The organism is Nocardia sp. NPDC058244, from assembly GCF_042882065.1.
Classification (GTDB): Bacteria; Actinomycetota; Actinomycetes; order Mycobacteriales; family Mycobacteriaceae; genus Nocardia.
On record NZ_JBHVWX010000001.1, the window covers coordinates 246,422 to 270,348 of the forward strand.

Below are 23,927 nucleotides of genomic sequence, written 5' to 3' on the forward strand. Positions count from 1 at the left end.
CGCTCAGTCCGTCACGGTGGCGAAGGCCGCCCACAGCAGCGGGCAGTTCTCGGGGGCCGGGTCGGCGCGCCACGCGGCCAGCTGTGCGCGCTGCCAGGTCAGCAGCGTGGGGATGGGTGTGGACGAATCGTGGGCGGTGTCCACGGCGCAGATGGCGGCCTGCAGGGGATGGCCCGTCGCGCTGGTGAGGGTGTGGAAGGCGTGGTCGGTGGGGAGCGGCCAGCGGGTCGCGGTGACCAGCTCCGCCCCGGCCGACAGCGCGGCGGTGGTGAGCCCGAGCGCCTCGGTGAAGCGCAGGTCACCACCGCTTTCGCAGGCGATGAGGGCGACCCGGCTCGGCATCGGCCACAGTTCGCGGCCTGCCGTCGGCACGGGGTCGATGGTGTGCGTGCCGAGCAGCAGGTCCTTGGCCGAGAGCGGGCGATGGGTGCGGGTCGGGGACGCCAGGCCGCGGACCTCGGCGGTGCAGCTCAGGTGGAGTTCGGCGTGCTCGCTCTCCCCGGACTCCGGCGGCGGCGCGGTGACGTGGCCGACGTAGACGAGTCGGCTCGCGCCCGCCCGCAGCACCGTGGACAGCCATTCGCGGTCGGTGTCGGTGCGGCGGAACAGGTCGACCGGATCGCCCGCGTGCGGCAGGAGCCTGCCGTCATAGCGGCCGAAATGCCGGGCGACCAGGGTTTCCGCGCTCGGCCTGCCGAGGACGGAGCCCAGTTCGGAGTCGGCCCGATAGCCGGGTACCCGTGGATCGAGCACCGCGACGACCGGTAGCTCGGCGGTGTCGGCCCAGTGGTGCACGACCCGCTCCGGCGCGTGCACCACCGAGGCGGGCGCGAGCAGACTGACATCGGCGATATCGAGCAGCCGGAGCTCGGGATCGGGCGCGATGATCTCCCACGGCACCTGCGCGAGGCGCGGGGACGGCTGGATCCGCAGGTGCGGCCGGATGCCGCGCTGGGACAGCTCGTAGAGCTGCACGGCGAGCCCATACGGCAGCAGGGCCCGGGAAAGAGCTTGGGCCAGTTCCTTTTCCGCGTCGGGGTCCGCCAGCGCGCCCTCGGTCATCACCCGTCGCAGCTCGTCGGGCCGCCCGGGATCGGGGACCGCGTCGGCCAGCAGTTCCAGCACCTCGCGGACCTGATCCCTGGGCAGGATCCCGACGCCGCGCGCGGCGGTGTCGTCGTGCCAGCGCCACGACACGTAGACATCGCCCGCGTCGGCCATCCTGATCAGGGCGGTGGGGGCGCTCATAGCGCGATCACCCGGTCGTCGCGCACCGGTCGCGCGTACCGCTGCTCGGCGTAGGAGATGAAGTCCGACAGCACGATTCGACCGTGGTCGGACAGTCTCGGCGGGGGCGCGACGGGAATGCCCGCGGCCGCGGCGACCTCGGCGAGCGCGGTGCCCAGCTGAAGCGCGGGGGCGGCGACGGTCTCCTCGTCGGGTGCGTCGAGCAGCTCGAAACCGAGCGTCGGCGTGAGCGCGTCGTCGAACGCGGCCGGGTCGAGACCCGTTCCCGCGCACTGGGTATCGATCAGATCGCTGACCAGCTGCCCGTCCCCGGACAGCACCGCGAAGCGGAACGCGAGCCGCATGGCCGGTTCGGCGACCGCGCGATGCCAGTGCTCGCGCTGGTTGCCGTTGGGCAGGGTGTGGCGCACCGCGTCGATCGCCAGCGCGGCGGGCACCGCGAGCCCGACGCCCCGCGCGACCAGGGCCGGATCCGGTTGCGCGGCCTGCTCTATCGCGGTGTGCAGCAGTTCCGCGTGCCAGTAGTCGAGCTGGGCGCAGTGCAGGCCGAGGGCGTGCGCCGAGTACTCGGCGAAGGCCGCGGCCAGCAGTTCCTCGCAGGCCGCCGGGTCGCCGAGGGCGAACAGTGTGGTGGCCAGCCGCAAGCGGACGTCGGCGGCGTCGATGACCGCGCCGGTGCTGTCGAAACGCTCCAGCGCGCGCAGGTAGCCGGCCCGCGCGGCGGCGTAGTCACCGCGGCCCTCGGCGAGGAAACCCAGTGTCTTGTAGCCGATTCCGGACCAGTGCCCCAGCTCGGCGCCTTCGAAGAACGCCTGGCTGGACCGCAGCGGCTCCTCGGCCTCGTCGTAGCGGCCCGCCCGGACCAGCATGATCGCCAGGTTCTGCGACGCCTCCGCGACCGCCGCCCGATCGCCGGTGGCGGCGAAGGCGGTCATCGCCTGCCGGGCGAAGTCGAAGGCCATCTCGTGCCTGCCGGTCTCGAACGAGCTCGCGGCCAGGTTCATCAGCGGATGACCCGCCAGTTCGGGCGCGAAGCGCTCGGTGACGCCCAGTGATTCGTTGGCCAGCTCGGCGGCGTGCGCCCACTGCTGACGATGCAGCGCCACCGCGGTCAGCGAGAGCAGGCAGGCCACCCGGACCATGCCCTGGTCGGCGGTGCCGGCGAGCAGTTCGCGCGCTTCTTCCAGCGCCTGCTGCGCGGCGTCGAGTTCACCGAGGTGCTGGAGCGCCTGCGAGAGGTTGACCAGGGCGGCGGGTCGCTGGTGCGCCGCGTCCTCCGGCATGACGGCCAGCGCGGTCCGGAACAGCTCGACCGAGCGCCGATGCTCGCCGATCTCGTCGGCCATGCTCGCGGCATTGATCAGCGCCGCACTGCGCAGCCGGGGCGCCGCGCCATCGGCGACCCGCTCGAAGATCGCCAGCGCGCCGACCAGATCGCCGCGCTGATACGCCGCGTATCCCTCGGTGAGCTGGGCGTCGTCCTTGTCGGAGGTCTTCCCTACGGCTGCCATCTGCTCCCTCGCCTCGGTCGGGGACGGTCGTCGAGTTCGGCTGTCGACGGATGATCGGCGGCGCTCGGCGCGAGCATCAGAAGTCCGAATCGTCTGTGGCGGCAACGGCTTCGGCACCGAGTAGCGGTTCACCGGGCGTCGATCCGGTGAGCCGCTGCCGAGCGAATTCCCGGATCAATCCGCGCGCGGATGTCTCGTCCGGCCGCGGGCCCGCCGGTCCGACACCGGGCACGAAGACGTCGACGGCCAGTTCCTTGCCGAGGAACTCGCCGACCCGGACTGTGCCGACCCAGGCGTCACCCTGGCGTCGCAACGCCACCTCGGCGACCTCGGCTCCGGCCGTGACGCGGGCATGCGGGCGCAGATGCGCGGGCACCTCGCGCGGGCCACCGGGCGCCGCGACCACGCTGACCTGCACCGTCGATGCTCCCTCTGCCCGCACCGCCTGCCACGACACCGCGCCGCCACCCGCGTCGACGATGCCGGGCGGGCACCGGCGCCAGTCGCATTCACCACGACCGCGCGTGAACACGAGGCCGCCGGTGCTGCCGGGGCCGCCGGCGGCGAGCGCGTAATCGTCCGCGCGGGCGGACTCCGGTCGCGGCCGGGCATCGGCCTGTTCGGACCCGGGTGATGTCGAGTGCCCGGACTGCGGACCGAACGGCTCGGGTCCGGTCGGGTGCGCTGATCCGCCGCGTCGGGAAGCTCCTGCTGCCCCGGAATCCGCTTCTGCCAGGCGGTCGGGTACGTCGAATCCGGCCGGGCGGTCGAGTGGCGTCGGCGGCTCGACGTCGAGGGCCATGTCGCACGCCTCGGTGAGCTCGTCGATATCGGCGGCCAGCAGCGCCGGGTCGAGCGCGGGTATGCCGTCGACGGTCGACGCGGGCCACCATCGAGAGGCCCAGTGCGCGTAGGCGAGTCGCCGCAGCGCGGCGGCGAGGTCCGGCCGGAGGGACGCGGCCGTGAGCACGCTCGTGGCGCGCGCCGGGTCGACGACAGCGCGGCGTTCGTGAGCGTCGGCGACGGCGAGCGCGACCTCCTCGCCGTAGACCGCCCACAGCCAGTCCTGGGCGGCATCCGGATCGTCCAGCACGGCGGCGGGCAGGTCGGGCCCGGCGAGCAGGCTCCAGGTCAGGTGGCCGCCCGCCACCTCGAGCACGAGGACATCCAGCGCGGGCGCGGCATCGAGCACCGTCGGAGCGCCCGGCGGCAGCAGCGTCACGAGCTCCGCCGCGCGCGCGACGCGGATCGCGGTCATCAGCTCGCCCTCGCTTCCGCCACGGGCTGACCCAGGATGGTCAGCGCCTGTTTCACCCGGGCGCGATGGTCGAGGATCACCGACCGGGCGACGCCGTCGAGCAGATCCCACAGCTCACCGGGTTCGTAGACCGGCATCTCCCGCACGTCGCGGCCGTGCAGCCGGACCCACAACCTGCGCAGATACGGTCGCCACGGGGTGCGCAGCTCGGCGGCCACGGTGGCCAGCGGGCCGGTCGCGCCGGGTCCGTGCACGGCGTACCGACGCGCTTGCAGCACATACGCTTCCCGCCGCCAGCGCTTGTTCACGATGTCGTGCGCGCGCGAGGTCGCGGGATCGCCCTGGTCCGTGGCCGCCGCGCGGTTCGGGTTCGCCCCGTCGGCGGTGCCGATCGGTGAGAGACCGAGCGCCAGTTCGCAACCCACCGCCGCCGCGAGCCGCAGTGATTCGTCCAGCAGTGCCCAGGGGGAGCAGCCGCGCGAGATCTCCGTGGTCACCAGTTCCGGGATGTCCGGCAGATCGGTGCGGTCCACGCTGCCCTGGAGCACCGTGAAGACCCGCTCGTAGATCGTCCGGTCGAACGGCAGTCCGAGATTCGCGGTCGACGCCGACGCGCCCAGGTCGGGGCGCTGGGGACAGGTGTGCACGGTCAGTCCGAGGTCGTCGGCGCCGTGCGCCGGATGCGCCCGCCACAGCGCGATGCCGCGATGGGTGCCCGCCTGGTTCTCGATCAGCTCGTCGAGCAGCGGGCCCGCGTCGGCGGGATCACCGTCGCCGGCCAGGGTGCTCGCCTCGAGCAACTCGGTCAGCGCCGGTGCCAGATCGCGCACCCCGAAATCCGACAGCGGCCGCCGGTTCCAGGCGACCTCGACCAGCGCGGTGAGCTCCACCAGCCGATTCGGATCGGTCACATGGTCTTTCAAGGCCGCCGTGGTGCGCCCGCCGGTGCTCTCGTGCACCTCGCGCAGCATCGCCTCGGCCCGCGCCCGCGCGTCCGGGCCGGGCGCGCCGTGCACGGTCGCGAGTTCGAAGCAGCGCTGGAAGTACAGGTCCTGGGCGTTGCCCTCGGTGATCCGCAGCGCCCGGCGCACCTGCTTGAGCACGGTGAACCAGTCCGCGCAGGCCCGCAGCACGTCGGATCGGGCCAGGACCAGCGAGGTCAGCAGGGTGGCGCCGTCGGCGGAGAGCACGGTCCCGGCGCACAGCGGATGCTGCACCGGCCGGATGACCAGCGGATCGAGGATCAGCTTCACGGTGCGGCGCAGCGGGCCGCCCTGGGGCCCGCTCAGGGCGTCGACACCGTCGAGCCCGCGCCACACCTCGTCGAGCACCAGGGCGCGGGGTCTTCGCATTCGACCAGGTTAACGACATTTCCGGCGGGTGGCGCCCGGAAAAGTTGGGATCGGTAGGTCGGCGCGGATTTCTACCTTTCTCTCAACGGGTCAACGACAACCGGCCCGCTCGACCGAGAGAACGGAAACACCATGAACACCAAGCTGATCGCCGCCCTCGCCGCTTCCGCCGCCGCCACCGCGCTGTTCGTCACCGGCTGCAGCGACTCCGGCACCAGCTCCACCCCGTCGAGCACCGGCTCGGCCGCCCCGGCCCCGGCCGCGGGCAAGTCCACCGCCAGCGTCGACGGCAAGGAATTCGCCGCCAAGTTCGACACCATCTGCGCCAAGCAGGGCGGCGTCCTGGCGCTGTCGCTGACCGACCTGGCCAACGCCACCTACGGCAACCTGTCGGTCAGCGCCACGGTCGAGGGCGACGCGGTCCAGGCGGTGGCCATCGGCGGCACCCAGGGCGGCTCGAACGGCCTGCCCTACGCGGTCGGCTACGGCAACGGCCAGCCCGGCGGCTCGGCCAAGCTCGCCAAGGACGGCAACACCTTCCGCATCACCGGCGAGGGTGTCAGCGCCGACATGACCAACCCGCTGGCCGGCCCGACCACCGCGAAGTTCGACATCACCTTCGCCTGCACCACCATCGCCTGATCCGTTCGCGACCCGGTCGCACCACTTCACGAGGAGGAATCATGAAATCCAAGCTCCGCGCGGCCGCGGTCGCCTTCGGTGTCCTGTCCGTCGGCTACTACCTCTACTACGGCCTCACCTACACCCCCGACGAGTTCACCGGCGGCATGCTCGGCTGGGTCGGCCCGCAGATGGCGCTGCCGATCATCGCCCTGACCATCGTGCCGATGGTCTTCGCCTTCACCGGCGACGGCATCATGGAGGCCTTCACCGGCCGCAACAGCGGCGAGTTCCGGCACGGCGAGGTGGGCATCGGCACCATCACCGCGTTCCGCCAGACCGGGGTCTCGGTCAACGATCAGCCGCAGGTGCGAATCGAATTCCGGGTGGAAGGCGCCGACGGGAAGGTCTTCGACTCGCACGCCAAGATGATCGTGCCGCTCACCGAGCTGGCGCTGCTGCAGCCCGGCGTGGTGCTGCCGGTCCGGTACCTGCCGGGCCGCACCGACAAGGTCGAGGTGGACCGCTCCGGCGACGCGGGCGCCGCGCAGCGGGCGATGAACGAATCGCTCATCCGCAAGGGCATCACCACCCGCGGCAAGCTCGACATCGCCGAGCGTGGCCTGGCCGCCCAGGCGGTGGTCCGCAGCCTCGACGTTCCCGGCCGGATCCGTGGCGGCTACACCGAGATCATCCTCGGGCTGGTGGTCACCCGACCGGACGGCAGCACCTTCCAGACCAGCGCCGAGAAGTTCCTGCCGCCGACGGCGATCGGCCACGTGCAGGTCGGCCGGATCCTGCAGGTGCACTACCTGCCCGGCAACGAGCAGGAGGTGGTGATCTCCCTGCCGGTCAACGCCTGATGACAATCGAACCCACCCGAACTCGGCGAGGACAGCACTCGCCGAGTTTTGGTCGTGTGTTCATCTTCGCGTTCCCGCTGGCTCGCCTGGACTGCCTACCGTGCGGCGAAGTCCGACCTACTCAGGAGTCACCGTGAGTCCGAAACCGCTCGCCCTGTTCGTCAAGCACGACGGCCAGTCGGCACGCGCCGCCCTGACCTGTGAATACAAGTGTGGCAACGCTTGCTTCCACGAGCCGCCGAACACGTCCGAGGGCGCCTATTTCGGTGACATCGTCAGTGGCCTGAACCGTCGCGGCCTGATCAAGGGCGGCGCCGCCGCCGTGCTCGCCATCGGTGCGGCGGGCGCGCTGGCCGCCTGTGGCGACGACGCCTCCGAGGCCGCCGTCACTCCGGCGCCCACCCCGGCCGGAACCCCCGGCACCGGAACGGCGTTCACCGCCGTCGCGCCGAACAAGGAAGACGCGCTGGTCATCCCGGACGGCTACGAGCAGCAGGTGGTGCTCCGCTGGGGCGACCCGATCTTCGCCGACGCCCCCGCGTTCGATTTCGACAAGCAGACCGCGGCCGCGCAGGCCAAGCAGTTCGGCTACAACAACGACTTCGCCGCGCTGCTGCCGATCGAGGGCCAGGCCAACAGCTACCTGCTCGTGGTCAACCACGAGTACACCACCGGCCCGATGATGTTCCGCGGCTACGACAAGGCCAACCCGACCGACGAGCAGATCGCGATCACCAAGGCCGCGCACGGCATGGCCGTCGTCGAGGTCAAGGGCGAGCCCGGTACCGGCAAACTGACCCCGGTCTTCGGCAAGTACAACCGCCGCATCACCGCCGACTCCGAGTTCACGCTGACCGGCCCCGCCGCTGGCAGCGCGTTCACCGTGACCGGCGCCGACCCGGCGGGCACGAAGGTGCTCGGCACCTTCGCCAACTGCGCGGGCGGCGTGACCCCGTGGGGCACCGTGCTGTCCGGCGAGGAGAACTTCAACGGCTACTTCGCCAACGGGGACAAGGCTTCCGATCCGCAGGGCCGGGTCAAGCGCTACGGCTTCCCCAAGGGCGGCACCCCCAACCAGTGGGAGCGCACCGACAAGCGGTTCGACCTGAGTCAGGAACCCAACGAGGCCAACCGCTTCGGTTATGTCGTCGAGGTGAACCCGTGGGACGCGTCCTCGACGCCGATCAAGCACTCGGCGATGGGGCGGCTCAAGCACGAGGGCGCGTCGATCTACGTCACCGACAAAGGTGACGTCGTCTCCTACACCGGCGACGACGAGAAGTTCGACTACATGTACAAGTTCGTGTCCTCGCGCAAGATCCAGTCCGGCACCGGCGCCTCGGCCATGCGGCACAACCTGACCATCCTCGACGCGGGCACCCTCTACGTCGCCAAGCTCACCGGCGACCACCCCGACAAGATCGACGGCAGCGGCACCGTCCCCTCCGACAAGGGCTTCACCGGCAAGGGCCAGTGGATTCCGCTGCTGGAGACCGGCGCCGACGGCAAGGGCAAGTCGCACGTCGAGGGTATGTCCGCCGCCGAGGTCGCGGTGTTCACCCGCCTGGCCGCCGACAAGGTCGGCGCCACCAAGATGGACCGCCCCGAGGACTTCGAGGCCAACCCGTTCACCGGCAAGGTCTACGTCGCGCTGACCAACAACGACAACCGCGCCAAGGACGAGAAGGTGGCCGGCGTCGACGAGGCCAACCCGCGCAAGCTGAACAAGAACGGCCAGGTTCTCGAGATCACCGACAACCACACCGGCACCGACTTCACCTGGTCGCTGCTGCTGGTCTGCGGTGACCCGGCCGCCGCCGACACCTACTTCGCCGGCTTCGACAAGACCAAGGTCAGCCCGATCTCCTGCCCGGACAACCTGGCCTTCGACCCCTACGGCAACCTGTGGATCTCCACCGACGGCAACGCCCTCAAGACCAACGACGGCCTGTTCTCGGTGATCCTCGACGGCCCCAACCGCGGTGAGACCAAGCAGTTCCTCACCGTCCCCAAGGGCGCCGAGACCTGCGGCCCGATCGTCACCGAGCAGCGCGTCATCGTCTCGGTCCAGCACCCGGGCGAGGCCGACGACGCCACCCCCGACAACCCGCAGTCGCACTGGCCCGACGGCGGCGCGGCCCAGCCCCGCCCGGCCGTCGCGGTCGTGTGGAAGAAGAACGGCGGCCGCATCGGCGTCTAGCCGAATCCCGTCCCGCTGATGAAACCGCTACTCGACTGGGCGAGTAGCGGTTTCGTCGTTTCGGCGACCCCCGCTATGGTCGGTAGATGTCGCGGCGGTGGTTCACGTCGACCACGGTGACCACCTTGCGTTTGTCGTCGATTCGGTAGATCACCCGGTAGGTGCCACGCCGTGCGGAGAATCGGTCGTCGAGTGGCGGCTGCAGGCGTTTCCCGACCCGGAACGGGTTCTCGAGGAGTGGCCCGGTCGTGAACTCGAAGGCTGCTGCGGCCACCGTTTCCGGGAGTCGTTCGGTCAGCATTCGCTGGACGGTCGGCGTCGTCTCGAGCGCGTACTCCGTCACGCGGTGCGGTTCGCCATCGCACGGCGCACGGCCATCGCCTGAGCCAGTTCATCGCCGGTGACGATCTCGCCGCGCGCGAGTTCGGCATCCGAGGAGATCAGCCGCCCGACCGTTTCCGGGTCGGACAGGATCGCGATGGTTTCCTCCATCGATTCCAGGTCGTCGACGGCGACCAAGACGGCCGCGGGCTCGCCGTGCACCGTGATCGTCACCCGCTCGTGCTGGCCGCGGACGCGAGCGACCAGCTCGGAGAGCGTTGCTTTAGCTTCGGCCAGTTTCATAGTCATAAGTATGACCATAATCGCGGCAAGTCGCCAGTCAGCTGCTGCCGAAGCTGGGCATGTTGGCGAAGCGGGCGAAGTCGCCCTGGGTGGTGTTGTAGAGGTTGAGGTCGGTGGCGCCGCCGATGCCGGGGATGCTGCCGCGGTCGGTGGTCTGCCAGAAGGTCCAGGTGGGCCAGTTGCCGGGGACTTCGGGTTCGGCCTCGCCGCGGTAGTCGGCGATCCAGAGGGGGTAGCGGGTGAACAGGCTGGTGTCGGCCATCGCCGTCTTCCAGAAGTTCGGGTACGTGTAGATGATCGGGGCGCGGCCGGTGAGGGCCTGGACCGTGTTCAGGTAGCGCTGGGTCCAGTCGATCAGGGCGTCCGGCGGCAGGCCGCCCGAGGTCTCCAGGTCCAGCACCGGCGGCAGGTCGAGCGGGCCGTTCTGGCCCAGGACCGTCGCCGCGTACAGCGCGGCCTGCGGTTCGGGCGGCAGCTCCGGCCTGGCGAAATGGTACGTGCCGCGGGCCACGCCCGCCGTGCGCATGAGCAGGCTGTCCGGCACGAAGTACGGATTGACGTAATGCAGTCCCTCGGTGGCCTTGACCATGGCGAATTGGTGTCCGGCCGCGCGGACCGCGTGCCAGTCGATCATCCGGCCGTCCACATGCTGCCAGGACGACACATCGGGACCGCTCGGTCCGGCCTGCGCGGTCACGGGCACGAGCCCGGCCAGCGCGACCAGCGAGAGCGCGGTGCAACTGCGGCGAACCGTCGAACTCCAGCGCTTGGTGTCCATGGCCCTCGACCGTAGGTCATTGATGCGGGTGGGGCCAGTGTTACTGGTGAGGTGTTGTCGAATAGTTGGCCGAGCACCCGGTCAGCGGTCCGGACCGCCCGGACCGGTCGGTGGGTGCCCGTATCTTGGTGCCGACATCCGACGACGGGAGTGATGGGCGATGGCGCGCAAGCGTGAGGTGCGGTTCGAGCCGGCGGTGGCGACCCCGGGCGGGTTGCGGCAGGCGACCCCGGCCGACGACCCGGCCGACGATCGCACCGCGGCCGACGTGGAGTATCGCGGCGCCGACTTCGCCGAGGTCCACGTCTACGGCTTCACCGCCGAGGGCTGCCTGTTCGACAGCGTCCGGTTCCCGAGCACCCTGCGCCAGGCCACCATCAGCGAATCCGCCCTGCGCGTCTGCGATCTCGCCAATGTGCAGGCCGACGACTCCTCGATGTTCGAGACCGAGATCGCGGGCGGCAGGCTCACCGGCCTGTCCTGGACGGCGGGCGTGCTGCGCGACGTGCTCGTCGATTCCAGCCGCGCGGACATGGCCTCCTTCGCCGAATCCCGGTTGCGGACCGTCGTCTTCCGCGACTGCGACCTGCGCCAGGCCGATTTCCAGCGCACCGAGTTCCGCCATGTCCGCTTCGAGCGCTGCAATCTCACCGGCGCCAGGTTCAGCGACGCCAGGCCGCAGCAGAACCTGCGGTTCGAGGAGTGCGACCTCACCGGCGTCTACGGCCTGACCGCCCTGCGCGGGGCCACCATCCAGGGCGGCGACCTGGAATCACTGGCCGCCACCCTGGCCCGCGAGCTCGGCATCACCGTCGAACCGCAGGCCGTCGGCGGGGAGTACTGAGTCAGCCGAGCCAGTCGAGAACCGAAGCGGCGGTCCAGGATTGCTGCATGCTGCCCAGCGGCGCGCCGGTGAACGGTTCGTAGTACTCGGCGAAGCTGCCGTCGCTGGCCTGGCGCAGTCCCTCCGCACGCAGCATGTAGGCGCGTTCGGCCCAGCCGCGGCGGGCGAACGCCCAGGAGAACAGCCAGCTCATCACCGGCCAGACCGGGCCGCGCCAGTACTCGCGCGGGCGGAAGTCCTTGGACACCGGTGAGGTCGACGGCGGCAGCGCGTAGCGCAGGTCCGGATGGCCGCAGAAGCGCGGGCCTTCGAACGTGTTGAGCAGGGCTCGCTCGGCGGACCTCGGCAGCCCACCCGAGAGCAGCGGCGCGAACATCGCCAGCGTCTCGGTGCCGATCCAGCGTTGCAGCCGCACGTCGTAATCGCGTGCGGCGCCGGTCCGTTCGTCGGTGGTGGCCACGACGCCGGTGCGGAATCGGTCGGCCCAGCCGTGCAGCTCGCGGACGTCGGCGTGCGGCTGCTTGTACTCCTCGCCGATGTCGGCCAGCACCTCGCAGGCCAGCGCGAAGATCGCCGAGACGAACACGTCCTCGACGGCGAAGCTCATCACCGAGGTGAGCTGGTAGTCGTCGTAGTTCGCCCGCCGCATCTGCTCGACCAGCCACAGGTAGCGGTCGTATTCGCGGTCGCTCGGGCGCTGGGTGGGGTCGGAGATGATGGCGGTGTCGGCGCGCCGGTACGGCGGCAGATCGTCGCCGGGGACCACATTGGCGTAGGCGCGGTCCCAGCGCGGGGAGTTGTCCATCCCGGACTCCCAGCCGTGGTACAGCGTGACGCGCCCGGTCTCCTTGGGGTCGCGGGCGTGTGCGAGCCAGCGGTGCCAGCGCACCAGATCCGGCCAGCGGCGGTTCAGGAACTCCTCGGCGACGGCCCTGGTCGAGCGGCCGTGCCTGCGGGAATGATCGAGGATGCGCTGCACCGCGATGGCGTGCACCGGCGGCTGGGTGATGCCGGAGGTATCCGGCCCGTCCGGCGCGTTGGCGGCCAGCCTGCGACATTCCCAGCGGGCCGGTCCGGGGAAATAGCCGTCGACGCCGTTGGCGAAGACGATGTGCGGGATCATCCCGTTCTTCCACTGCGCCGACAGCAGCGTGTCGAGTTCGACGACGGCGCGCTCCACGCTCAGCGGGGCCAGCCCCACCGCGACGAACGCCGCGTCCCAGCTCCACATGTGCGGGTAGAGGCGGGGCGCGGCGCTGGTCATCGTGCCCAGGTCGTTGCCGCGCAGGAGATAGGCGGCGCGGGCCGCGAGCTGCGTGGCGGTGAACCCTGGGTCTGTCATCTGTCTATTCTGCGACCGACCAGGCCGGATGGCATCCCGGCACGGCTGTGACGGTCAGTACCCCACTTGACGCGCGTCGTTCTGGGCCGCGGAGCCGACCGAACCGAGCATCGTGGTGATGCACAGGCCGACGACGAGATTGATCGCCGCGGTCGCGATCTTGGCGTCCATGTCGGCGACCAGGGTGAACGGCAGGATCACCGCGACGGCGGTGACGAGCAGGCAGATCCAGGTGAAGAAGGTCAGCGGACTCGGCATGGCCAGCAGCAGCACCATCAGCAGGGCCGTCGCCAGCAGCGCCGCGCCCGCCGCGGCCAGCGCGTAGGACGTGGTGGACACCGTGCCGTAGGCGCCAGCGCCCTCCGGCGAGAGGATCGCGATGCCGAGGACCCCGCGCACCAGCATGATCGCGACGACGACCAGCAGCGCGGCGACCACGGCGGTGCCGATGCCGCCTGCCCACAGTTTGCCGATATTGACCTTCGGTTCGGGCGGCTGCTCCTGCCCCTGGGGATACTGCGGGTTCGCTGGTCCGTAGTTGTACCGGGGATCGGTCATGGTTCGACGGTACTAGCGTCGGCCGCTGATCTGCGCCGAAACGGCGGTGGTGTCGAGTGCGGGCGGTCGATTCGTCGGGTTTGCCAGGAATGTGGACGGCCGCCGGGCGCGGCGCGAAGGCGGCGGATCGGCGGCGTCGGTGCGGTGTTCGGGCGGCGAAGCGCCCGGCGCTGCCGGTTAGCGTGGGACGCATGACGGTGACCAGTACTCCCGCCCCGACCGCCCTCATCACCGGCGCGAGCCGTGGCCTCGGCGCGGCGATCGCCCGTGATCTCGCGCCGACCCACGAGCTGCTGCTCGGGGCGAGCTCGGCCGGCTCGCTCGCCCCGATCCTGGCCGAATTGCCCACCGCCACCGGCTGGCCCGTACGGCTGACCGACTATCCGGCGGTCGCCGCGGCGGCCGAGCGCGTCGAGCGGCTCGACGTGCTGGTGCACAACGCAGGCGTCGCCGACCTCGGCACCGTCGCCGAGTCCTCGGTCGAGCAGTGGCGAACCACGCTCGAGGTGAACCTGATCGCGGTCGCCGAGCTGACCCGGTTGCTGCTGCCCGCCCTGCGCGCCGCGAACGGCCATGTGGTGCTGATCAATTCGGGTGCGGGCCTGCGCGCCAATCCCGGCTGGGGTTCCTACGCGGCCAGCAAGTTCGGCCTACGCGCCTTCGCCGACGCGCTGCGCCTGGAAGAGCCCGCCCTGCGGGTGACCTCGATCTTCCCCGGCAGGATCGACACCGACATGCAACGCGCGATCGTCGCCGACGAGGGTCGCGAGTACCGCCCCGAGGAATTCCTCACCGCCGAGACGGTCGCGCGCGCGGTCCGCACCGCGATCGACACCCCCGTCGACGGGCACCCCACCGAGGTCGTGCTGCGACCGCGCTGACCAGGACCGATGCCCATCCCGCGGTGACGGCGGCGATTACGATCAGCCTGCGCCCGACCCGACGCGGCAGCGGCTGATTCGGTAGCCTCGCTTCTCGTGTGAACGATGCGGCCGGGGTCGCCGCCGTTCGCCCGCATGTCCCCGCCGGTTCAGCTGTTCGCCGGATTCGGCGGGTACGGTCCCGCTGTTTGTGAGTCGTGCCCGGCCTTCTGCGGTGCACCTGTTTCGAGTAGGGGTTGGCGTAAGTGGACAGACGTCGGATGCTCGCGTTGCTCGCCGCCGGTGGCGCGGTGGCGCTGACCGGCTGCGCGACCGCGGAAGGTGAAACCGTCGATGCCGGTTCCCTCGGCGATATCCCCGACCCGCCGAAGATCGCGCCCCTCCCGCCCGAACCGCGGCTCCTGCCGCCGCCCGGCGGGCCGAAGTCGATCATCCCGGCCAAGACCATCACCGCGCTGCCCGGTCCGGGCTCGAGCATGGCGCTCACGGTCGACGACGGCGCCAGCCCCGAGGTGGTAGGCGCCTACGTGCAGTGGGCCAAGGACACCGGCGCCCGCTTCACCTTCTTCGTCACCGGCTACTACGAGTCCTGGACGATCCACCGCGACGCGATGCGCCCGCTGGTCGAGTCGGGCCAGATCCAGCTCGGCAACCACACCTGGGACCACGCCGCGCTCACCAAGATCAGCGAGAGCGCCGTGGCCGACCAGCTCGGCCGCACGAAGACCTTCCTGCGCAACAACTTCGGTGTCGACGGCACCCCGTTCTACCGGCCGCCGTTCGGCTATCACAACGCCACCGTCGACAAGATCGCCGCCGACCTCGGCTACACCGTGCCCGCCATGTGGTACGGCTCGCTGTCGGACTCGGGTCTGATCACCGAGGAGTACCTGATCGAGTGCGCGCAGAAGTACTTCGCGGCGCAGTCGATCGTCATCGGTCACGCGAACTTCCCGCCGGTCACCCGCTGCTACGGCCAGCTGGTCGACATCATCAAGGAGCGCAACCTCGCGCTGGTCACGCTCAACGACGTCCTCCAGGTCCAGGCCTGATCAACGCGAAAGCGCCCCGGTCCGAGAAGGACCGGGGCGCTTCGTCGTTCACGGCTACGGGACGATGTTGACCATCTTGCCCGGCACCACGATCACCTTGCGCGGCGCCTGACCCTCGAGCAGCGCGACGACCTTCTCGTCGGCCAGCGCGGCGGCCTCGATGGTGGCCGGGTCGGCGTCGGCGGGCACCTGGATCCGGCTGCGCACCTTGCCCTTCACCTGGATCGGGTACTCCACCGAATCGGCGACCAGCAGCGCGGGATCGGCGATCGGGAAGGGGCCGTGGGCCAGGGAAGTGGTGTGCCCCAGGCGTTCCCACAGTTCCTCGGCGATGTGCGGGGCGAGCGGAGCCAGCATCAGCACCAGCGGCTCCACGGCCGCGCGCGGGGCGCCGTCGGGGTAGTTCTTGGTGAGGTGGTTGGTCAGCTCGATCAGCTTGGCGCCCGCGGTGTTGTCGCGCAGCGCGGCCAGATCCTCGTCGACGCCGGCGATGGTGCGGTGCACCAGGCGCAGGGTCTCGTCCGAGGGGGCCGCGTCGGTGGCCTTCACCGCGCCGGTCTCCTCGTCGATCGCCAGGCGCCACACCCGCTGCAGGAAGCGGTGCGCGCCGACGACGTCCTTGGTCGCCCACGGCCGCGAGGTGTCCAGCGGACCCATCGACATCTCGTAGAAGCGGAAGGTGTCGGCGCCGTACAGATCGCACATCTCGTCGGGGGAGATGGCGTTCTTCAGCGACTTGCCGATCTTGCCGTACTCCTGGTTCACCTCGATCTCGACGCCGTCGGCGCCGGTCCAGAAGAACTTGGCGTCACGCTCGACCACCTCGGCGGCGGGCACGTACGCGCCGCGCTCGTCGGTGTAGGCGTAGCCCTGCACGTAGCCCTGGTTGTACAGGCGGCGGTAGGGCTCGCTGCCGGAGACGTCACCCAGGTCGAACAGCACCTTCTGCCAGAACCGCGCGTACAGCAGGTGCAGCACCGCGTGCTCCACGCCGCCGACGTACAGGTCGACGCCGCCCGGATCGTTCGCGCCGTGCTCGGCCGTGCGCGGGCCCAGCCAGTACTTCTCGTTCTCCTCGGCGCAGAACGTCTCGGCGTTGGTCGGGTCGGCGTAGCGCAGCTGATACCAGGAGCTACCGGCCCAGTTGGGCATGACGTTGGTGTCGCGGCGGTACTGCTTGAGCCCGTCGCCCAGGTCCAGTTCCACGGTGACCCAGTCGGTGGCCTTGGCCAGCGGCGGGGACGGCTCGGAGTTCGCGTCGTCGGCGTCGAAGGTGACCGGCGCGAAGTCCTCCATCTCCGGGAGTTCCACGGGCAGCATGGATTCCGGCAGCGCGTGCGCGACACCGTCGGCGTCGTAGACGATCGGGAACGGCTCGCCCCAGTAGCGCTGGCGGGCGAACAGCCAGTCGCGCAGCTTGTACTGGACGGTGCCGGTGCCGTGGCCCTCGGCCTCCAGGTGCCCGATCATGGTCGCCTTGGCCTCGTCGACCGCCAGGCCGTCGAGGAAGCCGGAGTTGATCAGCTTGCCCTCGCCCGAATGCGCCGCCTCGGTGACGTCGCCACCGTCGATCACCTCGATGATCGGCAGTTCCAGCGCGGTGGCGAAGTCCCAGTCGCGGTGATCGTGGCCGGGCACGGCCATGATCGCGCCGGTGCCGTAGCCGCTCAGCACGTAGTCGGCGATGAAGATCGGCACCTGCTTGCCGTTGGCCGGGTTGGTCGCGTAGGAGCCCAGGAAGACGCCGGTCTTCTCCTTGTTCTCCTGGCGCTCCAGATCCGTCTTGGCCGCGATCGACTTGCGGTACGCCGCGACGGCTTCCGCCGGGTTCGCGGCGCCGCCGTTGGTCCAGGCGGCGACGGTGCTGTCCGGCCAGGCGGCGGCGGTCAGCTTGTCGACCAGCTCGTGCTCGGGGGCCAGCACCACGTAGGTCGCGCCGAACAGCGTGTCGGGGCGGGTGGTGAAGACCTCGATCTGCTCGCCGTCGGGCGCGTCGAAGCGCACCTGCGCGCCGCGCGAGCGGCCGATCCAGTTGCGCTGCATGGACTTCACATTGTCCGGCCAGTCCAGCGTATCCAGGTCGTCGACCAGGCGATCGGCATAGGAGGTGATCCGCATCATCCACTGCCACATGCGCTTACGGAACACCGGGAAGTTGCCGCGCTCGCTGCGGCCGTCGGCGGTGACCTCTTCGTTGGACAGCACGGTGCCCAGACCCGGGCACCAGTTGACGATCGAATCCGACTGGTACACCAGGCGATACGAGTCCAGCAGCGCGCCGCGCTCGGCGGCCGACAGCGCGTTCCAGTCGCCGCCGTCGGGCACGGGGCGGGCGCCGGTGGCGAACTGCTGTTCCAGCTCGGCGATCGGGCGGGCCTTACCGTCTTCCTGGTCGTACCAGGCGTTGTAGATGCGCAGGAAGATCCACTGCGTCCACCGGTAGTACTCGGGGTCGGTGGTGGCGAAGGACCGCCGGGGGTCGTGGCCCAGGCCCAGCCGGTCCAGCTGCCGCTGCATGGTGGCGATGTTGGACTCGGTGGTCACCCGGGGGTGCGCGCCGGTCTGCACCGCGTACTGCTCGGCGGGCAGGCCGAAGGCGTCGTAGCCCAGCGCGTGCAGCACGTTGCGGCCGTGCATGCGGTGGTAGCGGCCGAACACATCGGTGGCGATGTAGCCCAGCGGGTGGCCGACGTGCAGGCCCGCGCCCGAGGGGAACGGGAACATGTCCTGGATGAACAGCTTGTCCGCGGGCGTCGCGCCGGCGAGCGGGCCGACCGGGTTGGGCGCGTGGAAGGTGCCGCGCTCGGTCCAGTTCTGCTGCCAGCGCCGCTCGATCCGCCCAGCCAGCTCGGCGTTGTACCGGTGCTGAGGTACGTCACTCTCGGTTGCACGAGTGTCCTGCACGGTCCTGCCTTCTTGTTCTCGCCGATCCCCGGTAAACATCGTCTAACAGGGTAGAACGTCGATGCCAGGTGATTTCCCACGGGCACTGCGGTGTGTGGGCGGTCACCTCGGCGGGGAGCGCGCGATCCGGCCCCGACGGTGGTGCGCTAGCCTGCAGGAATGGTCGTCGTCGCTCTCCTGCTGTTCGCGCTGGCCGCGGTCGCCATCGTGACCGGTGTGCTCGGACTGATCGGCAAACTGCCCCGCAACCGCTTCCTCGGTGTCACCACCGAGGCCGCCCTGCACAGCGACGACAATTTCCGCATCGCCAACCGCATCGCCGCCCCGACCTCCGTCGGCGCCGGTGCCCTGCTGTTCGCCGGTGGCCTGGTGGCCCTGGTCGCGGGCGGTCTCCCGGCCCTCGGCGTGGCCGTCGTGGTCGCCGTGATCGCCATCTTCACCCTGGGCGCGGGCGCCAACGCCGCGGCCCGCGCCGTCGAACCCCTCCTCCCGCCCGCCCCCGTCGGCGGCTGCGGCTCCTCCTGCGGCGGCTGCTCCCTCCGCGACACCTGCGCCCCCGCCAGCTGACCCACTCACCGCCCTGGCAAGGCGGGCATTTCGGACATCGCGCATACTGGGCTCTGCCTGCGATTGCCGGATGAGGGGGAGCAATTGATTCAAGCTGATATCGATCAGATCCGTGCCATGGCCGACACGCTGACCACCAGCGGAGACTCTATCGACAACATCGACGTGCGAACTTCCGTCGGCGCGCTGTCCGGGGCGCTTCCCGGCTGTGACGTCCCGCGCGCGGTAGAGCTGGCTGCGGAGTTCGTCGAGGGCGCGTATCTGCGCGCCGCCGAGCGCCTGCGCGAGGTCGCTACCAAGTCGCGCAATGCCGCGACCAACCTGCAGACCACCGACGAGCAGTTCTCCCAGATGCTGCGCGAGATGGATGTGCGCGATGCCTAGCCCCGACGAGGTCCGGCGCTGGAATCTCGGTGAATTGACCACGTGGACCGGCAAGCTGGCCGAGTCCAGGGCGAAGCTGATGACCGAATTCGATTCCACCAAAAAGCATTTCGAGAACCTCGGGCAGTCGTGGCAGGGGCTGGCTTACAACGCCGCCTACGATCGCGTGGGCCAGGACCACACCCAGGGCCAGAAGCTCGCCTACGAGATCGATGAGCTGATCGACGTCCTCAACTCCGGCATCAGCTCGGTATCCGGCTTCCGCGACACACTGCTCGTCAAGCTCAACGATGCGACCGCCGTCCCACTCGAAGTCGACGCGAGTTGGAAGGTCTTGGAGAAGGAGGGGGTGGATGCCGAGGTCGTTCGCACCCACCAGGACGCCATCACGGGGGCCTACAACCCGTTCCGAGACGCGGTAGAGGCACTGGCCAAGGCGATCGGTGACCAGGCGTTGGAGATCAGGTCAGGCGGTGACCTGCTCGGTTCCAGCCTCGACGTCGCCGACGCCGACAACCAGGCGGCGCGATTCGGCAAGCAGGACGGAAAGGCGCTCGCCGACGCGGCCCGCACCGGTGACACGGCGGCGATCGACGAGATCGCGTCCAATATGCCGGAGCACGTGCTCAGCGCGGAAGAGCTGCGCCGTCTCGCCAACGGCGAGGAGGTCAGCACTGTTCCGGCGGCTGTGCAGGACTACTACAAAGCGTTGTACCAGGAGGCGGGCAAGGATGGCGTCCTCGCGCTGAATCAGCGCCTGCTCGAGCGTGAGCAGGCGGGCGATCCAGTCGCCGCGATCAAACGCGACAATCTCGCCAACTCACTGATGGTGGTCTCGAACGAGAAGATCGGCTCGGGCAACCAGCGCGGCTCGTATGCCGACCTGCCGAACGGCGTGCGTGAACTCATCTCCGGCCGCTACGAGGACCGCGACAATCTGGCGATCGACGGGCAGATGCCGGTCAAGGACCAGATCATGCAGCAGGCGGCACTGGCTGAACTGCTCACCCAGGCCAACCCCGGTTACGAACCGGGTCAGACCTTGGGCATCGAGCTCGGCAGGCAGAGCGCCAGCCTCGCTGCCTTCGTCGCCGACGGCGAGGAGAACTGGAACGGATACCCGCCCGGATTCAACGAGGGCGACCTCGGCAAGGTCGAAGAGGCAAGCCGCCAGTTCCTCGAATCGGGCACTCGCAGCAACGAGGCCAGCTACGCGCTGCTCACCGGCAAGGACTTCAACACCGGTCAGGAGATTCCCGGCGACCTGTCCTTTGGGGCCACGGACAAGTCGTTCAACCCGGGCGAGTACGACCCGGACAAGTTCACCTCCACGATCTTCCGGCACGAGTGGGAGGACGACGGTCAGACCGCCGCCGGGCTGTACGACTGGATCGCCGAGGGGACCGAGAAGCCGGGGCAGGAAGGTGTGCTTGCCAAGCAGGCGCTCGTCGAGCTGCCCGAAGTGTTCGCGCCTACGGAGAAGGACGAGTCGACCGGTCAGATGAAGTTGAAGCCCGACGGCGACAACAGCACGGTCTACCAGAAGAACATCGAGGCGTTCAACACGAATCCGAAGCTCGCCGACGGGCTTTCCCACGTACTCGCCACGAATATCGACACCTACGTGAGTCCTATGGCTGATACGAAGGTCCAGGACGACCCCCTCACCCCCGGCCAGCAAGCCAACGCCACGCTCGGCAAGCTCGACGCGGATCGGTTGTTGCTCCTCGGGAGCCAATCCGAGGGCGGCCGGTTCAGTCTCGAATTCGCCAGGCAGACCTACGAAGCCGACATGCTGGGCCGCGCTGTCACCGAAGGTGGTGCGAACCCGCAGAAATGGCTGGATGTCAACGCTCCCGGACTCGGCACCCTCGACGCGAGGATCACCAACGCCTCGCTGAACGCACTGACGCTGCAGGGCGAGAAGGCCGCCGACGACAGTTTCAACGCCAAACAGGAGACGTACGAGACACGTCAGCAGGTCGGCGACATCGTCAAGTCACTGACGCTGGACAATCTCGAGCTGCCCGGAAACACCCCGGTCAGTGTCATTGGCAACCAGGTTCTCGAGGTGGCCAAGGATGAGGGCTACAACGCGGCGATGGAGAAGTTCAACCCGGAGCCGGAGAAGGAGTACGCGGCCTACCCGAATGCCGCGGGCTCGACGGCCGAAGCGAACAAGCAGATTATCCAGCAACTGTTCACCACGCTGCACGACAACGGGCAACTGCCCGCCGAGTACGTCGGATCCGATGGAAAGCCGCTGGATGTGGCGCCGTTCATCGGTACGCCGCTGGAGCCGAAGCTCAATCAATTCCTGCAGGACCGGAACTTGCTGGATTTCAGCCAGGAATACGCTGCCGCACACTCTTTCGAGGCGGCCACCGGATTGGCGCAGCGGCCGGGTGACCTGACGTACTACATCACCGGGGTACCGCCGAAGTGAGATATCGAAAGCTGGTCGCGGCGATTTCCACCTCGGGGTTCTTGATCCTCACCGTCGGGTGTGCTGAAGAACCCTCGGATACAACCGACACGACATCGGCCCAGTACCTCTTCGACAATGTGTTCAACCCGTGCCGCGACGTGCCCGAGCGACTCCTCGCGGAGTACGCCGTCGGGCCCGAGACCAAGAGCGGGGACAATTTGGTGGAGAACTACGCGGCGATCGGCTGTACATATTTGGGCACCGAGCGGGACTTTACTGTGACGGTAAGCAACGCGCTGTTGAGCGAGCTCGGCCGCGAGTCGCCAGGCTCCTTCGCGCCGACGCAGATCGCGGGCCGGGCAGCGCGGATCATGTCGCTGCCCCAAGAGCGCCGGTTCTGTCGACTCGACGTCGAAATCACCGGCGGCATCCTCGCTCTGACCCTGAGCGGCGATCCGTCGGGCGACAACTGCACCGTGCTTTCTGCTATGGCGGAAAAACTTGTGAGGCACCTTCCCGCCGGCGCGTGAGACAACGTCGCTGGTCTGTGCGGCGCACGCAGCGGCCGACGGGCTTGCTTGCGGGCGGGTGGCCGACGTGCGCCTCCTCCGGTACAACGGAGGCAGGACTCGATTTCCGGGGGGAATCATGCGGTTGATCTTTTCCGCTCTGCTGTTGGCCTTGATCGGCCTCGTCACCACCATCGTCTCGGCGAGCATCGGCATCGCGCTGCTCGTGCTCGCGGTGGTGCTGCTCGTCGTCGGTTGGGTGCGTGCTTCGCGTGGCGGGTCCACGGCGGGTCGGGGCTGGAGCGCGGGGTCCGGGGCGGCGGGCGCGGGTGGCTTCTGGATCGCCGGTGGTGGTGGTGACTCGGGCCATGGCGACGGTGGGGGTGGCGGCGGCTGTGGCGGCGGCGGGTGCGGCGGCGGTAGCTGACCGCGCGCGGTCGGAGGGTCTGCCATGGTGGTCGGCGCGGCGGTGTTGCTCGTTCTCGTCGGCGCGATCGCGCTCGGCTTCGTACCGGTCGCTGGTATCGCGCTGCTCGGCGTCGCCGCCGCTCTGCTGGTGATCGTGGGTGTGCGCCACCGTCCGCGCCGGGTCGCCCGGCGTGGCCAACCCGCGCGCTGGGTGTGGGGCGCGAGCGCCGACGGGCTGACCAGCGCGTCGCGCACACTGCGCAAGTTGCGTGACGAGGACAGCGGTCACGATGACGGTGGGTCGTCGGGTGGCTGCGGTGGCGGTAGCGACTGATCGATCCGGGGGGATCTCATGGAAATGTTCGTGGCTGCCGATCCCGGCAGCGAGGGCTGAGGCCGTGTCATGCGGTACATCGTCGCGGCGTTCGTCGTCGCCCTCAGCACGACGGTGGTCAGCGGCACCTCGGTGATCGCCGCTCTCGCCGTGTTCGCCGTCGCCCTGGCACTGGCCTGCTACGGAATCTTCCGTATCGCCTTCCGCCCGACGAAGTCCCGTAAGCGCAAGCGGCGCCGCTCCGGTCAGGCCGGCGGCGGCGCCTGGTTCGCTGGCTTCTTCGACGGCGGGGACGGCGGCGGATGTGGGGGCGGCGGTTGCGGGGGCGGCGGCTGAGCCTGCCGCAGTTTCGGGGGAATCACCCCGGGGTACAAACTGGATCAGAACTCATTGGGGGGTTCGATATGTTCTTCGTCTCCGCGTTGTTGCTGGCCGTAATCGGTGCGACGGTGGTCGGGAAATCACTCATGGCCGGTCTTCCGCTGTTCGCCATCGCCGGGGTGATTCTGGTCGGCGGTATCCGCGATGTCCGTCGCGAGGGCTCGATGTTCGGGCCGGCCTCGGGGGCCGGACAGCGCGCTGCCGGGTGGCGGGCGGGTGAGTCCGCCGGGCGCACTCGTGGGACGGCCACTGTCGGTGGCGTGAGCCAGGGAGGCGGCGGAGGCGGCAACGGCAGCGGCAGCGATCTCGGGGACACCACCGGCGGCGATGGTGGTGGCAGTAGCGGCGGCTGTGGCGGCGGTGGAAGTGGCTGTGGCGGTGGTGGCGGGGGCGGCGGCTGAGCCTGCCGACTCGTCGGCCGGGGGTGCAGGTCGGTTGAAAGGGGATTGCAAGGGGGTGGTCCTACCTTCGGTATCGACACACCAGGCCGAAAGGGGTGGATCCATGAGCGAGTTGATCGTGACCGTCTTCGCGGGCGTCATCGTCATCATCGGAATCGCGATGTTCGTGATGGTGCCGGTGCTGATCATCGTGGCGATCGTCCGGGCGGCGACCGAATCGCCGCAGCAGCGGCGGAACCGGCAGGTGCGCAACCGGTCGCGACAGCGGGCAGGCGGTAGCTGGTCCAGTGGTAGTGGCTGGACCGACTCCGGGTCGAGCAGCTGGTCGAGCGGCAGCGACTCGGGGTCGAGCAGCTGGAGCAGTTGCAGCAGCGGTAGTTCCAGCAGCTGCGGTGGGGGAAGTTCGAGCAGTTGCGGTGGGGGCAGCTGACTTCGGCGGTGGATGACCTGGTGGCGAAGGGGGTGCCACCAGGTCATCC

24 protein-coding genes are annotated in these 23,927 nt (G+C 69.6%); 13 read left to right on the forward strand and 11 right to left on the reverse strand.

Going from position 1 to position 23,927, the window contains the following annotated elements; translation table 11 throughout:
- Positions 1 to 3: 3 nt before the first annotated feature.
- The 4 genes from ACFVW6_RS01110 to ACFVW6_RS01125 all read right to left on the reverse strand — a co-directional run bounded on the left by ACFVW6_RS01110 (position 4) and on the right by ACFVW6_RS01125 (position 5,369).
- Positions 4 to 1,248: a CHAT domain-containing protein gene (locus tag ACFVW6_RS01110; protein ID WP_378824274.1), complete on the reverse strand. Its 1,245-nt coding sequence runs from the start codon at positions 1,246 to 1,248 to the stop codon at positions 4 to 6.
- Complete coding sequence (locus ACFVW6_RS01115) at positions 1,245 to 2,759, reverse strand: tetratricopeptide repeat protein (protein ID WP_378824273.1); 1,515 nt, start codon at positions 2,757 to 2,759, stop codon at positions 1,245 to 1,247. Before ACFVW6_RS01115 ends, ACFVW6_RS01110 begins: the two co-directional genes overlap by 4 nt.
- Before the next feature lie 76 nt (positions 2,760 to 2,835).
- Entirely contained in the window at positions 2,836 to 4,017 is a 1,182-nt protein-coding gene (locus ACFVW6_RS01120) for a hypothetical protein (RefSeq protein WP_378824272.1), read from the reverse strand.
- Positions 4,017 to 5,369 carry a hypothetical protein gene (locus ACFVW6_RS01125; protein WP_378824271.1) on the reverse strand — a complete coding sequence of 451 codons (1,353 nt, stop codon included), beginning with the start codon at positions 5,367 to 5,369 and terminating at the stop codon, positions 4,017 to 4,019. The genes ACFVW6_RS01120 and ACFVW6_RS01125 overlap by 1 nt, the downstream gene beginning before the upstream one ends.
- A gap of 132 nt (positions 5,370 to 5,501) precedes the next feature.
- Here ACFVW6_RS01125 and ACFVW6_RS01130 point away from each other — a divergent pair, with 132 nt between their 5' ends.
- The 3 genes from ACFVW6_RS01130 (at position 5,502) to ACFVW6_RS01140 (ending at position 9,053) form a co-directional block, all read left to right on the forward strand.
- Positions 5,502 to 6,011 carry a lipoprotein LpqH gene (locus tag ACFVW6_RS01130; protein WP_357342042.1) on the forward strand — a complete coding sequence of 170 codons (510 nt, stop codon included), beginning with the start codon at positions 5,502 to 5,504 and terminating at the stop codon, positions 6,009 to 6,011.
- Positions 6,012 to 6,052: 41 nt separating this feature from the next.
- A complete protein-coding gene (locus ACFVW6_RS01135; protein WP_355275071.1) occupies positions 6,053 to 6,853 on the forward strand; it encodes a hypothetical protein in 801 nt (266 codons plus the stop codon).
- 133 nt (positions 6,854 to 6,986) lie between these two features.
- On the forward strand, positions 6,987 to 9,053 hold the full coding sequence (locus ACFVW6_RS01140; RefSeq protein WP_378824270.1) for a PhoX family protein: 2,067 nt from the start codon (positions 6,987 to 6,989) through the stop codon (positions 9,051 to 9,053).
- Between the two features lie 73 nt (positions 9,054 to 9,126).
- On the opposite strand, the gene ACFVW6_RS01145 is transcribed toward ACFVW6_RS01140, so the two are convergent.
- The 3 genes from ACFVW6_RS01145 to ACFVW6_RS01155 are packed head-to-tail and all read right to left on the reverse strand — an operon-like array spanning position 9,127 to position 10,455.
- Positions 9,127 to 9,396 carry a type II toxin-antitoxin system RelE/ParE family toxin gene (locus ACFVW6_RS01145; RefSeq protein WP_378824269.1) on the reverse strand — a complete coding sequence of 90 codons (270 nt, stop codon included), beginning with the start codon at positions 9,394 to 9,396 and terminating at the stop codon, positions 9,127 to 9,129.
- Positions 9,393 to 9,683: a type II toxin-antitoxin system Phd/YefM family antitoxin gene (locus tag ACFVW6_RS01150; RefSeq protein WP_387790411.1), complete on the reverse strand. Its 291-nt coding sequence runs from the start codon at positions 9,681 to 9,683 to the stop codon at positions 9,393 to 9,395. Before ACFVW6_RS01150 ends, ACFVW6_RS01145 begins: the two co-directional genes overlap by 4 nt.
- Before the next feature lie 31 nt (positions 9,684 to 9,714).
- Positions 9,715 to 10,455, reverse strand: coding sequence for a glycoside hydrolase family 25 protein (locus ACFVW6_RS01155; RefSeq protein ID WP_378824267.1), 741 nt, complete (start codon positions 10,453 to 10,455; stop codon positions 9,715 to 9,717).
- Between the two features lie 160 nt (positions 10,456 to 10,615).
- Between ACFVW6_RS01155 and ACFVW6_RS01160 the strand changes: the two genes are divergently transcribed.
- On the forward strand, positions 10,616 to 11,299 hold the full coding sequence (locus ACFVW6_RS01160) for a pentapeptide repeat-containing protein (protein ID WP_378824266.1): 684 nt from the start codon (positions 10,616 to 10,618) through the stop codon (positions 11,297 to 11,299).
- Between the two features lies 1 nt (position 11,300).
- On the opposite strand, the gene ACFVW6_RS01165 is transcribed toward ACFVW6_RS01160, so the two are convergent.
- Together ACFVW6_RS01165 and ACFVW6_RS01170 are read right to left on the reverse strand one after the other, a co-directional pair.
- Positions 11,301 to 12,641: an amylo-alpha-1,6-glucosidase gene (locus ACFVW6_RS01165; RefSeq protein WP_378824265.1), complete on the reverse strand. Its 1,341-nt coding sequence runs from the start codon at positions 12,639 to 12,641 to the stop codon at positions 11,301 to 11,303.
- Between the two features lie 54 nt (positions 12,642 to 12,695).
- Positions 12,696 to 13,199 (reverse strand): DUF6069 family protein, encoded by a 504-nt coding sequence (locus ACFVW6_RS01170; protein WP_355275061.1) that lies wholly within the window; start codon positions 13,197 to 13,199, stop codon positions 12,696 to 12,698.
- 191 nt (positions 13,200 to 13,390) lie between these two features.
- Here ACFVW6_RS01170 and ACFVW6_RS01175 point away from each other — a divergent pair, with 191 nt between their 5' ends.
- Complete coding sequence (locus ACFVW6_RS01175) at positions 13,391 to 14,080, forward strand: SDR family oxidoreductase (RefSeq protein WP_378824264.1); 690 nt, start codon at positions 13,391 to 13,393, stop codon at positions 14,078 to 14,080.
- Between the two features lie 260 nt (positions 14,081 to 14,340).
- Positions 14,341 to 15,132, forward strand: a complete 792-nt coding sequence (locus ACFVW6_RS01180) for a polysaccharide deacetylase family protein (protein WP_378825631.1) — start codon at positions 14,341 to 14,343, stop codon at positions 15,130 to 15,132.
- Positions 15,133 to 15,186: 54 nt separating this feature from the next.
- Here ACFVW6_RS01180 and leuS read toward each other — a convergent pair whose 3' ends face one another.
- A complete protein-coding gene (gene leuS, locus ACFVW6_RS01185) occupies positions 15,187 to 18,036 on the reverse strand; it encodes a leucine--tRNA ligase (protein WP_378824263.1) in 2,850 nt (949 codons plus the stop codon).
- Between the two features lie 159 nt (positions 18,037 to 18,195).
- On the opposite strand from leuS, the gene ACFVW6_RS01190 reads away from it, so the two are divergent.
- The 7 genes from ACFVW6_RS01190 (at position 18,196) to ACFVW6_RS01220 (ending at position 23,002) form a co-directional block, all read left to right on the forward strand.
- On the forward strand, positions 18,196 to 18,603 hold the full coding sequence (locus ACFVW6_RS01190) for an SdpI family protein (RefSeq protein ID WP_357342060.1): 408 nt from the start codon (positions 18,196 to 18,198) through the stop codon (positions 18,601 to 18,603).
- 117 nt (positions 18,604 to 18,720) lie between these two features.
- A complete protein-coding gene (locus tag ACFVW6_RS01195) occupies positions 18,721 to 18,987 on the forward strand; it encodes a hypothetical protein (protein WP_378824261.1) in 267 nt (88 codons plus the stop codon).
- Positions 18,980 to 21,433, forward strand: a complete 2,454-nt coding sequence (locus ACFVW6_RS01200; protein WP_378824260.1) for a hypothetical protein — start codon at positions 18,980 to 18,982, stop codon at positions 21,431 to 21,433. Before ACFVW6_RS01195 ends, ACFVW6_RS01200 begins: the two co-directional genes overlap by 8 nt.
- Entirely contained in the window at positions 21,430 to 21,945 is a 516-nt protein-coding gene (locus tag ACFVW6_RS01205) for a DUF3558 family protein (protein ID WP_378824259.1), read from the forward strand. The genes ACFVW6_RS01200 and ACFVW6_RS01205 overlap by 4 nt, the downstream gene beginning before the upstream one ends.
- A 124-nt stretch (positions 21,946 to 22,069) precedes the next feature.
- The gene (locus ACFVW6_RS01210; RefSeq protein WP_378824258.1) at positions 22,070 to 22,351 is read left to right on the forward strand and encodes a hypothetical protein; all 282 of its coding nucleotides are present in this window, start codon (positions 22,070 to 22,072) and stop codon (positions 22,349 to 22,351) included.
- A gap of 24 nt (positions 22,352 to 22,375) precedes the next feature.
- Positions 22,376 to 22,666, forward strand: a complete 291-nt coding sequence (locus ACFVW6_RS01215) for a hypothetical protein (protein ID WP_378824257.1) — start codon at positions 22,376 to 22,378, stop codon at positions 22,664 to 22,666.
- Positions 22,667 to 22,735: 69 nt separating this feature from the next.
- Positions 22,736 to 23,002, forward strand: coding sequence for a hypothetical protein (locus tag ACFVW6_RS01220; protein WP_378824256.1), 267 nt, complete (start codon positions 22,736 to 22,738; stop codon positions 23,000 to 23,002).
- A 125-nt stretch (positions 23,003 to 23,127) separates the two neighbouring features.
- On the opposite strand, the gene ACFVW6_RS01225 is transcribed toward ACFVW6_RS01220, so the two are convergent.
- Entirely contained in the window at positions 23,128 to 23,925 is a 798-nt protein-coding gene (locus ACFVW6_RS01225) for a hypothetical protein (RefSeq protein WP_378824255.1), read from the reverse strand.
- Positions 23,926 to 23,927 lie beyond the last annotated feature (2 nt).